Raw genomic sequence first — 17,843 nt, 5'->3', positions numbered from 1 at the left:
AGAACGTTTGTCACCCAATGTCATCGTGCTGCTCACCGACCAGCAACGGTGGGACACCGTCGGCCCGGAGTTCACCCCCACGCTCGACCGCATGGCGAGGTACGGCACGCAGGCCACGGTCGCGCTCACCCCGCAGCCGGTCTGCGCCCCGGCCAGGGCGGCGTTGCAGACGGGCCGTTACCCCACGACGACCGGGGTCTACCGCAACGACCGCGTGCTCCCCGAGTCGGAGCGCACCCTGGCCCACCACTTCGACCGCGCGGGCTACGCGACCGGATACATCGGCAAGTGGCACCTGGCCTCGCAGGATCCGGTGCCGCCGGAGGAGCGGGGTGGCTACCAGTCGTGGCTGGCCGCCAACCTGCTGGAGTTCACCTCCGACGCCTACCGCACGGTCGTGTTCGACGATGCGGGCGAGCCGGTCATGCTGCCCGGCTACCGTTCCGACGCGCTGGTCGATGCGGCCGTGCGGTTCATCGCCGACCATCACGACGAGCCGTTCTTCCTGTTCGTCTCCTTCCTGGAGCCGCACCACCAGAACGAGGTCGACAACTACCCGGCGCCCGACGGCTACGAGGAGAGGTACCAGGGCCGCTGGCTGCCACCCGACCTGGCCGCGCTCGGCGGCACGGCGGCCCAGCACCTGGGCGGCTACCTGGGCCAGATCAAGCGCCTCGACGAGGGGCTGGGCAGGCTGCTCGACGCGCTGAGGAGCATGGACCTGCTCGACGACACGATCGTCGCCTACACCGCCGACCACGGCAGCCATTTCAAGACCCGCAACGGCGAGTACAAACGGTCGTGCCATGACGCCTCGCTCAGGGTGCCGCTGGTGCTGCGTGGTCCCGGTTTCGACGGCGGGGGCGCGATCACCCGGCCGGTCAGCACCATCGACCTGCCGCCCACCCTGCTCCAGGCGGCCGGGCTGGAGGTGCCGCAGGAGATGCAGGGTTCGCCGCTGCGCTCCCCGCAGGCGCCGGACGAGGTGTTCTTCCAGGTCAGCGAGTCAGAGGTGGGGCGGGGCATCCGCACGTCGCGGTGGAAGTACTACGTGGTCGCCGACGACGCCGACGGCTGGGACGACCCGTCGGCCGGCAGCTATCGCGAGCAGGCGCTCTACGACCTCGACAGCGACCCGCACGAGCTGGTCAACCTGGCCGGGATGGCGTCGCACGCCGCCGTGGCGGCCGAGCTGCGGGGCAGGCTGCTGCGCCGGATGGTCCAGGCGGGGGAGGCGGAGCCGCGGATCCTCGCCGCCCCGTGGGCGCAGGGCCGCCAGTCGAGTGACACGACGGCGAGGGCGACACCCTTGACCCCCAAACGATTCGGTCACCAGCGCCCGAGCTGAAGACCGCCCCACGCGGCCGCCAGGCCGAGGGCGACGCTGCCCAGTGCGTACAGCGTCGCCCGGCCGCGCTCCCTGCCCAGCGCCAGCCGTACGGTCTCGTGGCCGAACGTCGAGTAGGTGGTCAGCGCCCCGCACAACCCGCTGCCCAGCGCCGCCATGACCGGCGTCGGCGCGGGCAGCCCGACCAGGAACCCCAGCAACCCGGAACCCGCCACGTTGACCACCAGTGTCCCGAAGGGGAACGAGCCCGAGTAGCGGGCCTTGACCGCCTGGTCGGCCAGGTAGCGCAGCGGCGCCCCGACCGCGGCCCCCATGATCACGAGCAGCACGTTCACCGCCGCTCTCCCAGCGCCAGACCGCCCTGTACGGCCAGCAGCGCGCACACCAGCGTGCCCGCCAGGTACAGCCACTGCCCGCTGCGCAGCACGTCGACGGAGTAGGCCGAGAACGTGGTGAACCCTCCGAGCACCCCCGTGGTCAGGAACAGCCGGGGCAGCTCGCGCGGCGTTCGCGCCATGACGACCCCGATGAGGAAGCAGCCCACGACGTTGACCACGAAGGTGGTCCAGATGCCAGGCATCAGCGACCCCAGGCCGTAGCGGCCGAGCGCGCCGATCACGCCGCCCGCGCAGATCACTCCAAGTCTCTTGCCCATGCGGAAGCTCTACCACGGCGGACCGCCTCCAGCAGACCCACCGCGACGAGGCACGCGACGGTCGAGGAGCCGCCGTAGGAGACGAGCGGCAGCGGCACCCCGATGATCGGCAGCAGCCCCAGCGTCATGCCGACGTTGACGAAGCTCTGCGCCGCCAGCCAGCACACCACTCCGCCCGCCACGACCTTCCCGTACGGCGAGCCGCTGCGCGCGGCGATGCCCACGCCTCGCCACAGCAGCACGCCGAGCAGGACCACGATCGCCGCGCCCCCGGCGAAGCCGAGCTCCTCGCCCGCCACGGTGAAGATGAAGTCGGTGTGCTGCTCGGGCACGAAGTGCCCGGCCGTCTGCTCGCCGTTGAACAGCCCCTTGCCCGCCAGCCCTCCGGAGCCGATCGCGATGCGGGCCTGGGCGGCGTTGTAGCCGATGCCGGAGGCGTAGGAGGCCGGGTCGACCAGCACCATCAGCCGCTCCACGTGGTGCGGCCTGACCAGCCCGGCCTGCCAGGCGGCCACGACCGTCGCGGCGGCGCCGAAGGCCAGGACGGCCAGCCAGCGCAGCCGTGCGCCGGAGACCAGGATGACCCCGGCCAGGATCGCGCAGAAGACGATGAGCGTGCCAGGGTCGGGCTGCAGCACGATCAGCGCCATGGGGATCGCCGCCAGCACCAGCGCGGTCAGCACCGCGCCGAGGCCGGGGCGGCGTTCGCCCTCGCGTAGTTCGCCCAGGGGCATCGCCAGCGCCAGCACCAGGGCGAGCTTGGCGAACTCGGCGGGCTGGAACTGCACGCCGGGCGCGAGCACGATCCACGAGTGCTGGCCGTTGACCCGCACGCCGAGCGGGGTGAGCACGCCGACCAGCGAGCCGACGGCGATCGCGTAGACGAGCGGCACGTAGGCGCGCAGCACCCGCAGGTCCAGCCGGGAGACCAGCCACATCAGCACCAGGCCGAGCCCGACCGCGACCGCCTGCCTGACCAGCAGCGACTGGTCGGGCTGGGTGCGGGTGGCCGACCAGACCAGCAGCAGGCCGGTGCCTGACAGGGCCACCGCGAGCCCGGGAACGATCATGACAGGATGCCCTCCCAGATCTCCCTGGCCGCGGGCGCCGCCACCTCGGCGCCCCTGCCGCCCTCCGAGACGACGACCACGACGGTGTAGCCGGGATCGGGGGCGAAGGAGGCGAACCACGAGGTGTCCTGCCTGCCGTACGCCTCGGCCGTGCCGGTCTTGCCCGCCACGGCGGCCCGGTCGAACGGGAAGCCCGCGAAGGCTCCCGAGGCGGTGCCGGTGCGCGGGACGTCGGCCAGGGCGGCGCGGACGAAGGCGAGCGTCGACGCGGAGGCGGGCAGCCTGCCGGTCACCGGCGGGGTGATGGTCCGTGCCACCTCGCCGTCCGGGCGCAGCACCCTGAGGCCGACGCGCGGGCTGAAGACCGTGCCGCCGTTGGCCACGGCCGCGTAGGCCCTGGCCAGCTGGAGCGGGGTCACCAGCACGTCGCCCTGGCCGATCGAGAGGTTGGCCGCGTCGCCCGCCTGCCAGGCGCCGCCCGAACGGCAGTTGTCCTTCGCCAGCCGCGTGAGGTAGGCGGCGCGGGCGGCGTCCTTCTCCTCGGGGTAGCCGCTCTCGGCGCGCTTGCAGCTGGCGGCGCCGGTGGCTGCCTTCCAGCGGCGGTCGGGGACCAGACCGGCTCCCTCGCCCGGCAGGTCGACGCCGGTGGGCGTGCCGAACGCGAAGCCCTTCGCCGCCCGCTCCAGCGCCTGGTCGCCCTTGCGCCACAACTCGTCGGCGAGCCGGTAGAAGATCGTGTCGCACGACTTCACCAGCGCGCCGTGCATCGTCAGCTCGCCCAGGTCGGCGGAGGCGAAGTTGCGGAAGGCCCGGTCGCCGACGGTGTAGGAGCTCGGGCAGTCGTAGGCGGCCCCCAGCGGGTACCCCGCCGAAGCCGCTCCCGCCACCGAGACGACCTTCCACGTCGAGCCGGGCGCCCACTGGCCCTGCAGGGCGCTGGAGTGCAGCGGCAGAGCGCGATACTCGGCGGCGCTCACGCCGTCGGTCCACACGCCGGGGTCGTAGGTGGGCTGCGAGGCCAGCGCCACCACCCGGCCGGTCGCCGACTCCAGCACCACGGCCGCGCCCTTGCCGCCCGGCCGTGGCACCGCCTTGGCCAGCGCCCGCTCGGCGATCCGCTGGATGCGCGCGTCGATGCTGGTGACCAGGGTGTCGCCGGGCGCGGGTGCCCGTTCCTGGATCGTGCGCACGACCTTGCCGGTGTTGTCGACGGCGACGTCGCGCGACCCGGGACGTCCGGCCAGCTCCTGGTCGTAGGCGGACTCCAGCCCGGCTTGGCCGTGCTCGCCCTGCAGGTAGCCGAGCGTGTGCGCGGCCCCGGAGCCGAGCGGGTACCAGCGCACCGGGCGCAGCTCGACGCTCACGCCGGGAAAGTCCCCCGGGTGCTCGGCGATGCGCAGGGCCCGCTCCACCTCGACCTGCTCGGCGACGGGAATGGGAGAGTACGGCGAGCCCGGCCAGCACGGCTGGGCCACCTCCGGACCGCACAGCCGCGTCTTGGCCTCCAGCTCCCCGTACGGCACGCGCAACAGCCCGGCGAGCCTGGTCAGCACGGCTCGCCCGCCGTCGGGCTGCAGCCCGAGCGTGACGTGGTCGACCGTGACCACGGGCCGGCTGCGGTTGGCCACCAGGGGCTGCAGGTGCACGTCGAGGATCTGGCCACGGGTGGCGGGCACCGGGACCGTCCTGGTGCGGGTGTCGGCGGCGGCCTTGGTGTAGGCGCCGCCCTCGACCACCTGCAGCAGCCAGAGCCTGCCCAGGAGGGTGACCATGAGCGCGGCGATCAGCAGTCGCAACACCCGGAGCCTAGCCACGACGGGTCCGTGACTGCAGCGGTCGCCTGGTGAGCGACAGCAGCAGGGCGGGCGGCAGCGTCCAGGCCAGGCTCAACGCCAGCGCGGCCAGCCCGGGGGAGACCCAGTCGGCCGGTTGCCGCCAGGCCAGCGCGACCAGCTCGCGGGCGAGCAGCGCCGCGGGCACGACCACCGCCACCACGATCACCTTGCGCCCCGGACGCGGCTCCCTGGACATCGACAGGCGGGCGCACAGGTATCCGGTCAGGCACAGGATCGCCGCCGTCGGCCCGACTACCTCGGCCGCGGGCGGCACCAGGTCGGCCAGCAGCCCCGCGGCGAACCCGAACACGGCCGCCTTGGGCGGGCTCAGCCCGATGGCCAGCCACGCGGTGACCAGCACCGCAAGGTCGGGCCCGCTGAACCGGTTGACCACCGTGACCTGCAGGAGGGGGACGACGATCACGAGGAGGGCGTATCTCATGGGCGGCCGCCCGCCGGAGTGATCACCGTCAGCAGGCCAGGCGCGGTCAGGCCGGCCAGCGGTTCGACCAGCGCGGTCCTGGTCGGGGCGCCGGGGGTCTCCTCGACGCTCAGCACCCTGCCCACCGGCACGCCGGGCTCCCAGGGGCGGCGACCGGCCGAGCCGAGCGTCTCCACCAGGTCTCCCGCGCGGAGGGGCGCGCCGGCGTTGAGCAGCCGCATGCGGAGCAGCCGCCGTCCTGGCACGCCGGAGACCACACCCGAGACCACGCCGATCTCGCGCGAGCCGGTCATGCGCACGCCGAAGGAGGTGGCGTCGTCCGTCAGCAGGGTCACGGTGGAGGTCACCGGACCCGACCAGGTGACGCGGCCGAACAGGCCGTGGCGGTCGACCACGGTCACGTCGGTCGGCAGGCCGCCCGCGTCGATGGTGACCGTCCTGCCGTCGTCGCCGAACCCGACGACATGCGCGGCGACCCCGGTCCTGGCGGACTTGTCGCTCCCGTTCCCGGGGACCGCCTGGCGCAGGGCCAGCACCTCGGCGCGCAGCCTGGCGTTCTCCTCCTCCACCGGCCGCAGGTCGCCGGGCACGCGCACGAGGCTCTGCGCCGTGCCGTACACCGCCGACACCGCCTCGCGCAGCGGCGTCACGCGGTCGAGCACGGCGACCGCCCCCGCGGCCAGGACCAGCCCGGCCACGAGGACCACCGGCCGCCTCACCGCCGTGCTTCTGGCAGCAGGACACCCTGCATCGCGGCGAAGCGCTCGATGCAGCGCCCCGCTCCGAGAGCGACGGAGTACAGCGGCTTGTCGACCAGGTGCACCGGCATGCCCGTCTCCAGCCGCATCCGCCCGGCCAGGCCCCTGAGCAGGGCCCCGCCGCCGGTCAGCGTGATGCCGTTGTCGATCAGGTCGCCCGCCAGCTCGGCCGGGCACTGGTCCAGCGTCGTCTGCACCGCATCGATGATCGACTGGACCGGCTCCTCGACCGCCTCCCTGATGTTCGCGGCGGTCAGCATGACCGTCTTGGGCAGCCCGCTCACCAGGTCGCGCCCGCGCACCTCGAGTTCCTCGGGAGGCGGCGGCTCCTGCCGTTCCTGCTGCGAGGGCTCGGGTTGACGCGGACGCAGCCTGGCCCAGAGGCCGCCCTTCTCGTGAACCTGGGGCTCGCCGGCCACCTCGTCGTCGGCCGGGGCCTCCACCGCCTCGCTCACCCGGTGCCGTCCGCGCGGCTCCAGCTCCAGCTCGGTGCGGCCGCCCTCCTTGCGCCGCAGGTGGTCGCGCGCTTCGGCCTTGCTCGGCCAGACCGAGCCGAGCACGATCTTCACCCGCTCCGCCGTACGCTCGCCGAGCAGCATCGCGTGCTCTTTCTTGGCGTAGGTGATGATCGCCTCGTCGAGCTCGTCGCCGCCCACCCGCACCGACTTGGCCACGACCGAGCCGCTCATCGAGACGATCGCGACCTCGGTGGTGCCGCCGCCGATGTCGACGACCATGTTGCCGGTGGGCTCGCCGATGCGAAGGCCGGCGCCGATGGCCGCGGCCATCGGCTCCTCGATCAGGTGCACCCGCCTGGCGCCCGCGTCGTAGGCGGCCTCCTTGACCGCCCGCTGCTCGATGCCGGTGGTGCCGCTCGGCACCGCGACCACCACGCGGGGCTTGGCCAGGTACCTGTTCCTGTGGGTCTTCTGGATGAAGTAGCGCAGCATGCGCTCGGCCGCGTCGAGGTCGGCGATGACGCCGTCCTTGAGGGGGCGGATGACCGAGATGTGGGGAGGGGTCCTGCCCTCCATCTTCTTGGCGGCCTTGCCGACCGCGACGATCTTGTCTATCCGGAGGTCTATCGCGACCACCGAGGGCTCGTTCAGGACGATGCCCTTGCGCCGTATGTAGACCAGTGTGTTCGCTGTGCCCAGATCGACCGCCAGATCGCGGCCGAGTAACCCGAATCCCATCGCCGACCAGCCTTTCGACGGTGTCGGCGGCGGGTGTGCCCGTCACATTTCCCATGAAACTCGTAGCTTTGGTGACGAACTTGTACCACCCTCTCAGGCATGGGGGAAAAGCCGTTAACCATCGAGGATCTCATCAGGGCCGATGACGGGCCGAAGGACTGGCGCCAGTTCCCCAGGCTCATGAGGGCCTCCTTCGCTCTGGTGTTGCGGGCGGCGCGGCGGGAGTTCGTCCTCACCACCGTCCTGCAGATCTTCAGCGGCGCGGCGATGGCGGGCCAGCTGCTCATCGGCAGGGAACTGCTGACGGCACTGTTCGCCGAGGGCGCCACGCTGGCGAGCCTGGCGCCGTGGGTGGCGGCGGTCCTGGGCCTCGCCACGCTGATGCGGTTCGCCGCCTTCGCCGAGCAGGAGCAGAGCACCATCCTCAGGGAACTGGTCCAGCAACACGCCCAGGCCAGGATCATCGACGTCACCGCCCGCCTCGCGCTGGAGGAGTTCGAGTCGGCCGAGTTCTTCAACCGGCTCAGGCGCGCCACCATGGGCTCCGGCATGCGGACCATGCAGCTCGTCCAGGGGATCGTCGTGCTGGCCAGGTCCTCGGCCGCGGCCATCGGCTCGCTGATCGTGCTGATCCTCCTGCAGCCGCTGCTCCTGCCGATGCTGGCGCTCACCGCGCTCCCGCTGTGGCTGGTGACCAAGCGCAACAGCCGGGCGAGCTTCAGGTTCTTCGTCGGCGCGACCCCGCTCGACCGCGCCCGCGACTACATCGTGGGCCTGTTCACCGAGCGCGACTCGGCCAAGGAGGTGCGGGCCTTCACCCTGGCGCCCTACCTTCGCGCCCGCTACGAGGAGCTCGGCGAGCGGCGCATCGAGGAACTGCGCAAGACCACCAGGACGATGATGAAGCGCTCGATGGCGGGCTCGGCGGTCTCGGCGGTGCTCGCGGTGGCCACCTTCGGGGCGCTGGCGTGGATGTTTCTGTCAGGGCGGCTCGACCTGGCCTCGGCGGGCATCGCCGCGGCGGCGCTGCTGCAGCTCACCGCGACGGTCGGCTCGCTCGGCATGGGGGTGGCTCAGTTGTACGGCGCCGCGCTGTTCGTGCGTGACTACGACGACTTCCTCAAGCTCGGGGAGGGGCACCAGGTCCGCGACGACGGCCGGTCGCTCCCGCCGTTCAAGGAGGTCAAGGTCGAGGGCGTCACCTTCGCCTATCCCGGCTCCGCCGTACCCGCTCTGAAGGGGGTGGACCTCACGCTCAGGGCGGGCGAGGTCGTCGCGCTGGTGGGGGAGAACGGCTCGGGCAAGACCACGCTGGCCAAGCTGCTGGCCCACCTCTACCGGCCGACCGACGGCAAGATCACCTGGGACGGCGCCGACACGGCGCAGAGCCCCCAGCACGAGCAGATCACCCTGATCTTCCAGGACTTCATGCAGTATCAGCTCACCGCCCGCGAGAACATCGGCCTCAGCCGAGCCGACGACCTCGACGCCGTACGGCAGGCGGCCCGCGAAGCCGACGCCGACACCTTCCTGTCCGGCCTGGAGGACGGCTACGAGACGATCCTGGGCAAGGAGTTCCTCGGCGGCACCGACCTGTCGATCGGCCAGTGGCAGCGCGTCGCCCTGGCCAGGGCCTTCTTCCGCCAGGCCCCCTTCATCGTGCTCGACGAGCCGACGGCCGCGCTGGACGCCCGTGCCGAGCACGAGCTGTTCCAGCGCATCCGCGAGCTGTTCCGCGGCAGGACCGTCCTGCTCATCTCGCACCGCTTCTCCACGGTGCGCTCGGCCGACCACATCTACGTGCTGCACCAGGGCGAGATCGTCGAGCACGGCGACCACGACGACCTGATGACCCAGCAGGGCCGCTACGCCGAGCTGTTCACCCTGCAGGCCGCCAGCTACACCTGACCGAGGCGGCGGATCAGCAGGAGCGCCGCCTCGATGACCTCCTCGGCCTGCTCCCGCGTCTCGCACAGGGCCACCTCGCGCCCCGCCTCGCCGATGGCGCTGGTGAGCATGGCCACCTTGAGCCGGTCGACGGCGCTGTCGCCGGCCCGCAGGAGCAGCGAGTTGCGCCGCAGCCAGTCGCGCCCGCGGGTGCGCCGCAGCTGCTCGAAACCGGCCGGGCCGCCGCCGTCGGTGAAGAGCCTGATCAGGTCGCGCCGCTCCCAGCAGCCCAGGAGGTAGGCGCGGGTGCCGACGGCGAACAGGTCGAGCGGCTCGCTCACACCCTCGGCCTTGGCGGCGGAGACGGCGGAGGCCGAACCCTCCTCGTAGGCGCTCTGGTGTTCCTCCCAGAGCGCCAGGAAGAGCTCGGCCTTGTTGCCGAAATGGTGGTAGAGGCTGCCCACACTGCACCCGGCGCGCGAGACCACCTCCGCGATGCCGGCGTCGGCGAAGCCGTACGCCGTGAACACCTCGCGGGCGGCGACCAGCATGCTCTGGCGTGTCCGTGCGGAGCGGCTCCACTCCCAGGAGCCAGTGCGGGGCATTAGTGAATCGTAGCCTCGCGGGCCTCATCGAGGACGCGGTTGTGGTCACGGTCGAAGAACCCTCGGGCCATCAGGCACAGCAGGCCGCCCAGGACCATCGGGATGATCAGCAGGTACATGCCGGTGTGCAGGCTGCTGGTCGCGTCGGAGATCGCCCCGACCGCCAGCGGGCCGAAGGCCGACCCCGCCGCCAGGAAGAGCTGCAGCACGGCGAAGGCCAGGCCCCGCGAGGAGGAGCCGACGACGTCGGCCAGGGAGGCGGTCATGTTCGGGATGGCCAGCGCCGACAGCGTCATCGCCAGCAGGAGCAGGCCGATGAAGGCGCCGTAGCTGCCGACCATGAACGCCAGGCCCTGCACGATCGAGCCGAGGGTGATGCCGATGCCGCCGATGAGCAGGCGGGCGCCCTTCATCCGGCCGTGCATGCGCTTGCCCAGCCACGCTCCGACGAGGGTGCCGACCACGACGCCCACGATGCTGAGCAGTCCGGCCAGCGACGAGGCGGTCTTCAGCTCGACCTGGAAGGTGCGGTACATCAGCGACGGCAGCCAGAAGTGGATGCCGGACAGGCCCAGGGTGAGCAGGCCGAGGCCGAGGCTGACCACGCTGAGGGTGGGGATGCGCAGCATGGCGCCGAACTGCTTGCCGAACTTGACCTTGCTGCTGAGCCGCTCGCCGATGCCTTCGACCTGCCGTGGCTCGGAGGTGACGGGCACCGGCATCGGCTCGTCGCCGCCCTGGGCGACGACCTTGTCGAGGAAGCCTCGTGCCGGCTCCTTCAGCCACCACACCAGCAGCGCGGTGAGCACGCCGGGGATGGCCATGACCATGAACGTCTCGCGCCAGCCGATGAAGGAGGCCATGACGCCGCCGAGTGCGGTGCCCAGTCCGCCCAGGTAGGTGGTGATGCGGACGAATCCGTAGGCCTTCGGGCGGTTGGCGGGCGGGTAGTAGTCGGCCAGCAGGCTGCCGGAGGCCGGGTTGTCGATGTTCTCGGCCGTGGCGAGCAGCACCCGCATGAGGAAGAAGATCCCGAAGCCGGTGGCCAGGCCGGATCCGAGCGTCGTCAGGCCCCAGAGGAAGACGACGATCGCGATGATTCTCGTACGGTTGTAGCGGTCGGCCAGCCATCCGGCGGGCAACGCCACCAGCGCCGCGGCGATCGCCGCCGCTGTCGGGATGGCTCCGGCTGCGGTGTCGCTGAGGCCGAACTCCTCCTGGATGAGCGGCAGCATGCCGGTCATCAGCGAGGCTTCCACCCGGTCGACGAGACCGACGATGAACAGGACTACGAGGGGAGCCCATCCGTAGGGCGCCAGGTCTTTCGCGCTGATCCCCCGGCTCGGCGGTGCCCCCATGGTGACAGCCATGCTCTACTCCCTTGTGCGACCAGAACCTAGTTCTAAAATTTGGTTCTAGTTTTCAGAGAGTGCCATAGATCACACCCGTCGCACTAGGTTCGATTTCTGTGAATGAGCTGACCTCTCGCATCCGAGCCTTCGCCGACGCCCGTGACTGGGGCGTCTACCACACCCCCAAGAACCTCGCGATGGCCCTGGCGGGCGAGGTCGGCGAGCTGCTGGCCGAGTTGCAGTGGCTCACGCCCGAGGAGGCGGAGGCCGTGATGGAGGACCAGGAGGCCGCCGACCGCATCCGCGGCGAGCTCGCCGACGTCACGATCTACCTGGTACGGCTCGCCGACGTGCTGGGGGTGGACCTCGTCGAGACCTCCCACGCTAAGCTCGACCAGAACGAACTTCGGTTTCCGCGGAGCGTGCGATGAACTTCAGCGACCACCAGCTCGGCATCTACCTGGGCGGCAAGGCTCCCGAGATCACCACCGACCTGGCCGGGCTGGAGGAGCACGCCCGCCAGGCGCTCTCGCCCGAGGCGCTCGGCTACATCGTGCCCAGCGCCGGCAGCGGCGCCACCGCCCGCGCCAACCGGGCCGCCTTCGACCGCTACCGCATCGTGCCCCGCATGCTGCGCGGCGTCGCCCGCGAGCGCGACCTGTCGTGCGAGATCCTCGGCACCCGCATGCCCGCCCCGCTCATGGTCGCGCCCATGGGCGTGCAGAAACTCGCCCACCCCGAAGGCGAGCTGGCCACCGTCCGCGCCGCCGCGGCCCTCGGCGTGCCGTACGTGCACTCGACCGCCGCCACCCACTCCTTCGAGCAGGTCGCCGAGGCCGGCGGTGACGCGCCGCGCTGGTACCAGCTCTACTGGCCCACCTCCGAGCAGGTCTGCCTCAGCTTCCTGGCCCGCGCCAAGGCCGCCGGCTTCTCCGTGCTCGTGCTCACCCTCGACACCGGCCTGCTCGGCTGGCGGCCCGCCGACCTCGACCGCGCCTTCCTGCCGTTCCTGAACGGCGTGGGACTGGCCAACTACCTCACCGACCCGGCCTTCGAGGGCGTCGACAACCCGGTGCTGCACTGGGCGCAGATGTTCCCCAACCCCGGGCTGAGCTGGGACGACCTGCCGTTCCTTCGCCGCCACTGGGACGGGCCCATCGTGCTCAAGGGCATCGTCTCGCGCGAAGACGCCGTCCTGGCGGCGGAGTACGGCATGGACGGCGTCATCGTCTCCAACCACGGCGGCCGCCAGGTCGACGGCGGCATCGCCGCGCTCGACGCCCTGCCCGGCATCGCCGACCTCGTCGGCGACCGGCTCACCGTGCTCTTCGACTCGGGCGTGCGCACCGGCGCCGACGCGGTCAAGGCCCTGGCCCTCGGCGCCCGCGCCGTCCTCATCGGGCGGCCCGTCCTGTACGGCCTGGCCCTGGGCGGCCAGGCCGGCGTCGACCACGTGCTGCGATGCCTGCTCGGCGAGCTCGACATCACGCTGGCGCTGTCCGGCCACTCCGACGCCCATGATCTGCGCGGACTTGTGTCGGTGGCGTCCTCTACCGTTGGGCTCCGTGACTGACATGGGTGTGCCTGGCTCGCTGGCCAGGGTTCTCGACGACGTCAGGGCCGAACGCGCCGCGCAGGACGCCCTGTTCGGCCCCCAGGAGGAGCTGCCCGACGGCACAGGACCCTCGTGGGAGCCGCTGGCCGAGGAGGCGAAGGCGCTGGTCACCGAGGCGGCCTCCGCCGGACTGCTGACCCGGCGCCACATCCTCTACGAGGAGGTGCTGGAGGCCTTCGCGGAGACCTCGCCCGCCTCGCTGCGCGCCGAGCTCGTCCAGGTCGCCGCGGTCGCGGTGAAGTGGGTGCAACTGCTCGACCGGCGCACGGGCCACGACGCCGCACCCGCCCGCCACCGGGCTCGGGTCTCGGTCCACGCCCTGCTGCTCGACGGCGACCGCGTGCTCCTGGGGCGCCGCGCCGGCACGGGCTTCGCCGACGGCCTGTGGCACCTGCCCTCCGGCCACGTCGAGGCCGGCGAGGACGCCGTCGCGGCGCTGGTGCGCGAGATCCGCGAGGAACTGGCGGTGGAGGTGGCCGCGGCCGATCTGCGGTTCGCGCACGTCATGCACATGGCCGACGACTGGGTCCACCTGTTCTTCTTCGCCGAGCGGTGGGAGGGCGAGCCCGTGGTGGGCGAGCCCGACAAGTGCTCGGAGCTCGGGTGGTGGGAGCTGTCCGCCCTGCCGCCCGACACGGTGCCCTACGCGGCGTCAGCCGTACGGCAGGCCACGGAACACCGGACCTTCAGCACCTTCGGCTGGCCCACCCCCGCTTCGAGCTCCGCCTCGGCCCCGGCCTCCGCCTCGCCCTCCGCCTCGCCCTCCGCCTCGCCCTCCGCCTCGCCCTCCGCCCTGCCCTCCGCCCTGCCCTCCGCCCTGCCCTCCGCCTCCGACCGAGCCCCTGCTCCGGCCTCTGCCCCCGTTCCCGCCCCTGCTCCTGCTTCTGGGGTTCCCGGCGATGCTTGACTACGACCGTGAGGCGGCGGGCTACGACGCGAGCCGTGGCGGGTTGCCCCGCGCCGTGGCCGCGGCCGACGCCGTGCGGTCGCTGGTCGCCCCAGGTGCGGTGCTGCTCGACGTGGCGTGCGGCACCGGGCTGGTCGGCGCCGAGCTGGCCCGTCACGGCCTGCGCGTGCTGGGCGTGGACGCCTCGCCCGGCATGGCCGGCGTGGCGCGCGGGCGCATCCCCGTCGCGGTCGGCGACGCCGCCCGGCTGCCCCTGCCCGACGCGTCGGTCGACGCCGTCAGCGTCATCTGGCTGCTGCACCTCCTGGCCGACGCCCGCCCCGTCATCGCCGAATGCGCCCGCGTGCTGCGTCCCGGCGGCGTCTTCCTCACCACCGTCGACAAGGCCCGCTGCTTCGACGACGACCTGGAGCCGCTGCTCGCTCCCTTCCGCGAGCCCACGGCCGCCGACGACGTCGCGCTCGTCACCGCCGAGGCGGCCCGCCACGGCCTGACGCCGTGCGGCGAGGCCGGCTTCGTCGGCCACGGTCAGGCGCGCTCGCCCGCCGGGCTGGCGGCGAGCCTGCGCAAGGGCGGCTGGCGTTTCACTCCGCCCGCTTCGCTCTACTCCGCCATCGCCGATCTGCCAGGCCAGGACGTCCCGCGCTCCGATCCGGTCTACAGAATTCTGGCGTTCGCCCTGCGCGGATGAGCCCTGTCCCGATGTCGCACCGCATGGGCACTCGTGGGAAACTTTGGGTGTCCCCTACACCAGGAGGTCCTCGTGACTGATTCACCGGCGGAGCCCGAGAAGACTCAGGAAGAGCCAGAGGATGAGATGAAGCGCAAGTTCCGCGAGGCGCTGGAGGCCAAGCGCAGCCAGCACGCCAGCGCGGAGGCCGGTGGCAGGGGCAAGGACCCGTCGAAGATCCACGGGGCTCACGGGCCTGCCGCCAACAAGCGCTCGTTCCGGCGCAAGAGCGGCTGACGCCAGACGGCAAGAGGGGGTGCGGTTTCCTTGACCGCGCCCCCTCTTCTGCGTTCTGCGCGCGCCCGGCCTTCGCGAGGTATAACCGTTAGAGAGTGGGGCTAACGGTTATATAGGAGGGCGCGTTGCAGCAAGAAGTGGTGCTCGCGATGCTGGCCAAGGAGCCGGCACACGGCTACCAGCTGCGTGCGCGGCTGCGCGACGCCCTCGGCCCGCTCGGCGACGCGATGAACGCCGGGCACATCTACGTCACGCTCACCCGCCTGGAGAAGGCCGGCCTGGTGGCGGTCGAGCGGCTGGCCGACACCGCCGACCGCTCCGACCGCTCCGACCGCAAGGTGTACTCCCTGACCCCCGAGGGCCAGCAGCGGGTCGCCGACTGGATCGCCGAGGTGAGCTGGCCCCGGCCCGACCTGGCCGAATTCCACCTCAAGCTCGTCGCCGCGGCGGCCGCCCGCCTGGCCGACCCGATCACCATCGTCGACACCCAGCGCCGCGAACTGCTGCGCCGGTTGCGCGACGCCCAGCGTGCCGCGATGGCGGAGCCGCCGGGCTCCGACGCGGCCCTGCTGCTCGAGGGCATCGTGCTCCGCCTGCAGGCGGACCTGCGCTGGCTCGAGGCCTGCGAGACGAACTGGACCAGCAGAAGGAGTGGCTCGTGAACGACGTCGACATGCCCCTGCTCCGCGCTCGCGGACTGAGGCGCGAGTACGGAACGGGCGAGGGACTGGTGCGCGCCGTCGACGACGTCGACCTCGACGTGGCCGCGGGGGAGACCGTGGCGGTCATGGGGCCGAGCGGTTGCGGCAAGTCGACGCTGCTCCACCTGCTGGGCGGGCTCGACCGGCCCTCGGGCGGCGAGGTGTGGCTCAACGGGGGCCGCGTCGACGGCATCGGCGAGAAGTCGCTGGCCCGCCTGCGCAGGACCGACATCGGCTTCGTCTTCCAGGCCTTCCACCTCATGGAGGAGCTCACCGCCGTCGAGAACGTCGAATTGCCCGCGCTGCTGGCGGGGCGCTCGCCCCGGGCGGCCAGGCGCCGGGCCGAGCGCCTGCTGGAGCAGGTCGGGCTGGCCGACCGGGCGCGTTTCCTGCCCTCCGCGCTCTCCGGCGGCCAGCGGCAGCGGGTCGCGGTCGCGCGCGCCCTGGTCAACGAGCCGTCGCTGGTGCTCGCCGACGAGCCGACGGGCAACCTGGACAGCGCCGCCACCCTGGAGGTGCTCCAGCTGTTCGACAGCCTGCACGGGGCGGGGCACACGATGGTCATCGTCACGCACGACGCGCGGATCGCCGCGACCGCCGACCGCCTGATCACGATGCGCGACGGGGTGTTCGTCGACGAGACCAGGCTGACCGGCGGCACCACGGGCAGGCTCGGCGCCTTCGCCGGGCTGGAGGACTGAGGCGATGGGCCGCTTCGTGCTCGTGGCCCGCCTGGCCGTACGCGACCTGCGGCGGCGGCGTGTCGAGACCGTGCTCCTGCTGCTGGCCATCCTGGCGGCGACCACCACGCTGACGCTCGGGCTGGTCCTGCGTGACGCCGCCGCAGGGCCGTACCAGAGCACCAGGGAGGCGACCGCCGGGCCCGACGTGGTCGCCACCGCGGAACTCGCCACGCTCGAGAAGCTGGCGACGGCGAGCGGCGTCTCCGGGCACAGCGGGCCCTACCCCGTCGTGCCGTCCGAGCTCCAGGCGGCGGGACGCACCTCCGACGTGCAGGTCGTCGGGCGCGACACCGCGTCGGCGGCGGTCGACCGGCCCGCGGTGGTCGAGGGCCGGTGGGCCGGCGACGGCGGGGCGGTGCTCGAAGCGGCCTTCGCCCGCGCGCTGGGCGTCGACGTCGGCGATCAGGTCACCCTCGGCGGGCGCTCGTTCGTGGTGGCCGGCCTCGCGGTCACCGCCGCCACGGCGCCCTATCCAGGCGGCTCCTGCTACGTCGCGGTCGGCTGCGCCAGCGGCGAGGTGCCCGCGGGCACGAACCTGCCCGCCGACCTGCTGCGCGACCCCGGGCTGGTCTGGCTCACCGAGGCCGACACGCGCGCCCTGAGCGACGACGTGTCCTACGTGCTGAACCTGAGGTTGTCGGACCCGGCCCAGGCCTGGAGCTTCGCCGACGCCCATCCGTCCGTGATCACGCATACGTGGCAGACCGTCCAGGAGGAGGCCACCGAGCTGGCGCGTGACTCCCAGATCCTGCTGCTGATCGGCGCCTGGCTGCTCGGGCTGCTCGCGGTGGCGGGCCTGGCGGTGCTGGTCGGCGGGCGGATCGCCGACCAGACCAGGCGGGTCGGGCTGCTGAAGGCGGTCGGCGGCACGCCGGGGCTGGTGGCCGCCGTGATGCTCGCCGAGTACCTCCTGGTGGCCCTGGTCGCGGCGGCGGGCGGGCTGGCGCTGGGGACTCTGGCCGCGCCCCTGCTCACCGGGCCGGGTGCCGGGCTGCTCGGCCAGGCGTCAGCGCCGGCGCCGACCCTGGCGACGGCGGCCTGGGTGATCGCGGCCGCGCTCGGAGTCGCCGTGGTCGCCACCGGGGTTCCGGCGCTGCGCGCCGCCCGGTCCAGCACGGTCGGGGCGCTGGCCGACGCGCCGCGCGCGCCGCGCCGCGTCGGCTGGCTGATCGCCGTCTCGGCGCGGCTGCCCGCCTCGTTGCTGCTGGCCGTCCGCGTCGCCGCCCGCCGTCCCCGGCGGGTCGTCCTCGGCGCGGTCAGCATCGCGGTCACCGTCAGCGGCCTGTTCGTCCTGCTGGTGCTCAACGCCTTCCTTTCCTCGCGGTCCGGCACGCCGGCGTACGGCCAGGCGCAGGTGGAGGTGCTGCGCGAGGTGCTGCTGGTGTGGACGGTCGTCCTGCTCGGCCTGGCGGCCGTCAACGCGCTCGTCATCACCTGGGCGACCGTCCTCGACAACCGCCGCTCCTCGGCCCTGGCCCGCGCGCTGGGCGCGACTCCGCGCGACGTCAGTACGGCGATGGCGGCGGCGCAGGTGCTCCCGGCTCTCGTGGGGGCGGCGCTGGGGGTCTTCCCCGGAGGGTTCGCCCTCTTCGGCATGATCAATCTGATCACCGGAGGCGACGGCGCCAGGGTCACGCTGCCCTCGATCCCCGTGCTGTTCGCGCTGGTGGCGGCGGCCGTGCTCGCGGTGGCGCTGCTCACCAGCGTCCCCGCTCTCCTCGGATCGCGGCGTCCCGTGGCAGAATCCCTGCGCGGCTGAACG

The 17,843-nt window shown here is 72.6% G+C and carries 19 protein-coding genes; 10 read left to right on the top strand and 9 right to left on the bottom strand.

Translation table 11 applies throughout. The annotated features are described in order from the left end of the window. The first annotated feature begins 7 nt into the window (after positions 1-7). Positions 8-1,348 (top strand): sulfatase-like hydrolase/transferase, encoded by a 1,341-nt coding sequence (locus ACIBH1_RS14895; protein ID WP_397314264.1) that lies wholly within the window; start codon positions 8-10, stop codon positions 1,346-1,348. Here the strand turns inward: ACIBH1_RS14895 and ACIBH1_RS14890 are convergent. Genes ACIBH1_RS14890 through ACIBH1_RS14860 form a run of 7 tightly spaced genes read right to left on the bottom strand, consistent with a single transcriptional unit; the run spans position 1,330 to position 7,304 of the window. Beyond that, the gene (locus ACIBH1_RS14890) at positions 1,330-1,683 is read right to left on the bottom strand and encodes a fluoride efflux transporter FluC (protein ID WP_397314263.1); all 354 of its coding nucleotides are present in this window, start codon (positions 1,681-1,683) and stop codon (positions 1,330-1,332) included. The genes ACIBH1_RS14895 and ACIBH1_RS14890 overlap by 19 nt on opposite strands. Beyond that, positions 1,680-2,003, bottom strand: a complete 324-nt coding sequence (locus ACIBH1_RS14885; RefSeq protein ID WP_397314262.1) for a fluoride efflux transporter FluC — start codon at positions 2,001-2,003, stop codon at positions 1,680-1,682. Before ACIBH1_RS14885 ends, ACIBH1_RS14890 begins: the two co-directional genes overlap by 4 nt. Beyond that, a complete protein-coding gene (rodA, locus tag ACIBH1_RS14880; RefSeq protein ID WP_397314261.1) occupies positions 1,982-3,073 on the bottom strand; it encodes a rod shape-determining protein RodA in 1,092 nt (363 codons plus the stop codon). Before rodA ends, ACIBH1_RS14885 begins: the two co-directional genes overlap by 22 nt. Beyond that, on the bottom strand, positions 3,070-4,869 hold the full coding sequence (locus tag ACIBH1_RS14875) for a penicillin-binding transpeptidase domain-containing protein (RefSeq protein ID WP_397314260.1): 1,800 nt from the start codon (positions 4,867-4,869) through the stop codon (positions 3,070-3,072). The genes rodA and ACIBH1_RS14875 overlap by 4 nt, the downstream gene beginning before the upstream one ends. Before the next feature lie 10 nt (positions 4,870-4,879). Continuing rightward, positions 4,880-5,350 (bottom strand): hypothetical protein, encoded by a 471-nt coding sequence (locus tag ACIBH1_RS14870; protein WP_397314258.1) that lies wholly within the window; start codon positions 5,348-5,350, stop codon positions 4,880-4,882. After that, positions 5,347-6,069 carry a rod shape-determining protein MreC gene (gene mreC / locus ACIBH1_RS14865; protein WP_397314256.1) on the bottom strand — a complete coding sequence of 241 codons (723 nt, stop codon included), beginning with the start codon at positions 6,067-6,069 and terminating at the stop codon, positions 5,347-5,349. The genes ACIBH1_RS14870 and mreC overlap by 4 nt, the downstream gene beginning before the upstream one ends. Beyond that, positions 6,066-7,304, bottom strand: coding sequence for a rod shape-determining protein (locus ACIBH1_RS14860; protein ID WP_397314255.1), 1,239 nt, complete (start codon positions 7,302-7,304; stop codon positions 6,066-6,068). The genes mreC and ACIBH1_RS14860 overlap by 4 nt, the downstream gene beginning before the upstream one ends. Positions 7,305-7,403: 99 nt before the next feature. On the opposite strand from ACIBH1_RS14860, the gene ACIBH1_RS14855 reads away from it, so the two are divergent. Further along, the gene (locus ACIBH1_RS14855; RefSeq protein ID WP_397314254.1) at positions 7,404-9,212 is read left to right on the top strand and encodes an ABC transporter ATP-binding protein; all 1,809 of its coding nucleotides are present in this window, start codon (positions 7,404-7,406) and stop codon (positions 9,210-9,212) included. On the opposite strand, the gene ACIBH1_RS14850 is transcribed toward ACIBH1_RS14855, so the two are convergent. Further along, the gene (locus ACIBH1_RS14850; RefSeq protein WP_397314253.1) at positions 9,203-9,796 is read right to left on the bottom strand and encodes a TetR/AcrR family transcriptional regulator; all 594 of its coding nucleotides are present in this window, start codon (positions 9,794-9,796) and stop codon (positions 9,203-9,205) included. The two genes, ACIBH1_RS14855 and ACIBH1_RS14850, sit on opposite strands and share 10 nt — an antisense overlap. Then, positions 9,796-11,166 (bottom strand): MFS transporter, encoded by a 1,371-nt coding sequence (locus tag ACIBH1_RS14845; RefSeq protein WP_397314252.1) that lies wholly within the window; start codon positions 11,164-11,166, stop codon positions 9,796-9,798. The genes ACIBH1_RS14850 and ACIBH1_RS14845 overlap by 1 nt, the downstream gene beginning before the upstream one ends. Positions 11,167-11,258: 92 nt before the next feature. Between ACIBH1_RS14845 and ACIBH1_RS14840 the strand changes: the two genes are divergently transcribed. The 8 genes from ACIBH1_RS14840 (at position 11,259) to ACIBH1_RS14805 (ending at position 17,840) form a co-directional block, all read left to right on the top strand. Continuing rightward, positions 11,259-11,579: a nucleotide pyrophosphohydrolase gene (locus tag ACIBH1_RS14840; RefSeq protein WP_397314674.1), complete on the top strand. Its 321-nt coding sequence runs from the start codon at positions 11,259-11,261 to the stop codon at positions 11,577-11,579. Next, a complete protein-coding gene (locus tag ACIBH1_RS14835; RefSeq protein ID WP_397314250.1) occupies positions 11,576-12,721 on the top strand; it encodes a lactate 2-monooxygenase in 1,146 nt (381 codons plus the stop codon). Before ACIBH1_RS14840 ends, ACIBH1_RS14835 begins: the two co-directional genes overlap by 4 nt. A 1-nt stretch (position 12,722) precedes the next feature. Beyond that, the gene (locus tag ACIBH1_RS14830) at positions 12,723-13,670 is read left to right on the top strand and encodes an NUDIX domain-containing protein (protein ID WP_397314673.1); all 948 of its coding nucleotides are present in this window, start codon (positions 12,723-12,725) and stop codon (positions 13,668-13,670) included. Then, positions 13,663-14,361 (top strand): class I SAM-dependent methyltransferase, encoded by a 699-nt coding sequence (locus ACIBH1_RS14825; RefSeq protein WP_397314249.1) that lies wholly within the window; start codon positions 13,663-13,665, stop codon positions 14,359-14,361. The genes ACIBH1_RS14830 and ACIBH1_RS14825 overlap by 8 nt, the downstream gene beginning before the upstream one ends. Positions 14,362-14,487: 126 nt before the next feature. Further along, entirely contained in the window at positions 14,488-14,637 is a 150-nt protein-coding gene (locus ACIBH1_RS14820) for a DUF5302 domain-containing protein (RefSeq protein WP_246379164.1), read from the top strand. 125 nt (positions 14,638-14,762) lie between these two features. Beyond that, complete coding sequence (locus ACIBH1_RS14815; RefSeq protein WP_397314248.1) at positions 14,763-15,299, top strand: PadR family transcriptional regulator; 537 nt, start codon at positions 14,763-14,765, stop codon at positions 15,297-15,299. Positions 15,300-15,310: 11 nt separating this feature from the next. Beyond that, the gene (locus ACIBH1_RS14810) at positions 15,311-16,039 is read left to right on the top strand and encodes an ABC transporter ATP-binding protein (protein WP_397314671.1); all 729 of its coding nucleotides are present in this window, start codon (positions 15,311-15,313) and stop codon (positions 16,037-16,039) included. 4 nt (positions 16,040-16,043) lie between these two features. Continuing rightward, a complete protein-coding gene (locus tag ACIBH1_RS14805) occupies positions 16,044-17,840 on the top strand; it encodes an FtsX-like permease family protein (protein WP_397314247.1) in 1,797 nt (598 codons plus the stop codon). Positions 17,841-17,843: the final 3 nt, after the last annotated feature.

The sequence above is a fragment of the Nonomuraea sp. NPDC050663 genome, assembly GCF_044456985.1.
GTDB lineage: Bacteria > Actinomycetota > Actinomycetes > Streptosporangiales > Streptosporangiaceae > Nonomuraea.
Note: the sequence above shows the minus strand (reverse complement) of the source record. Positions and strands in the feature narration are given on the sequence as shown.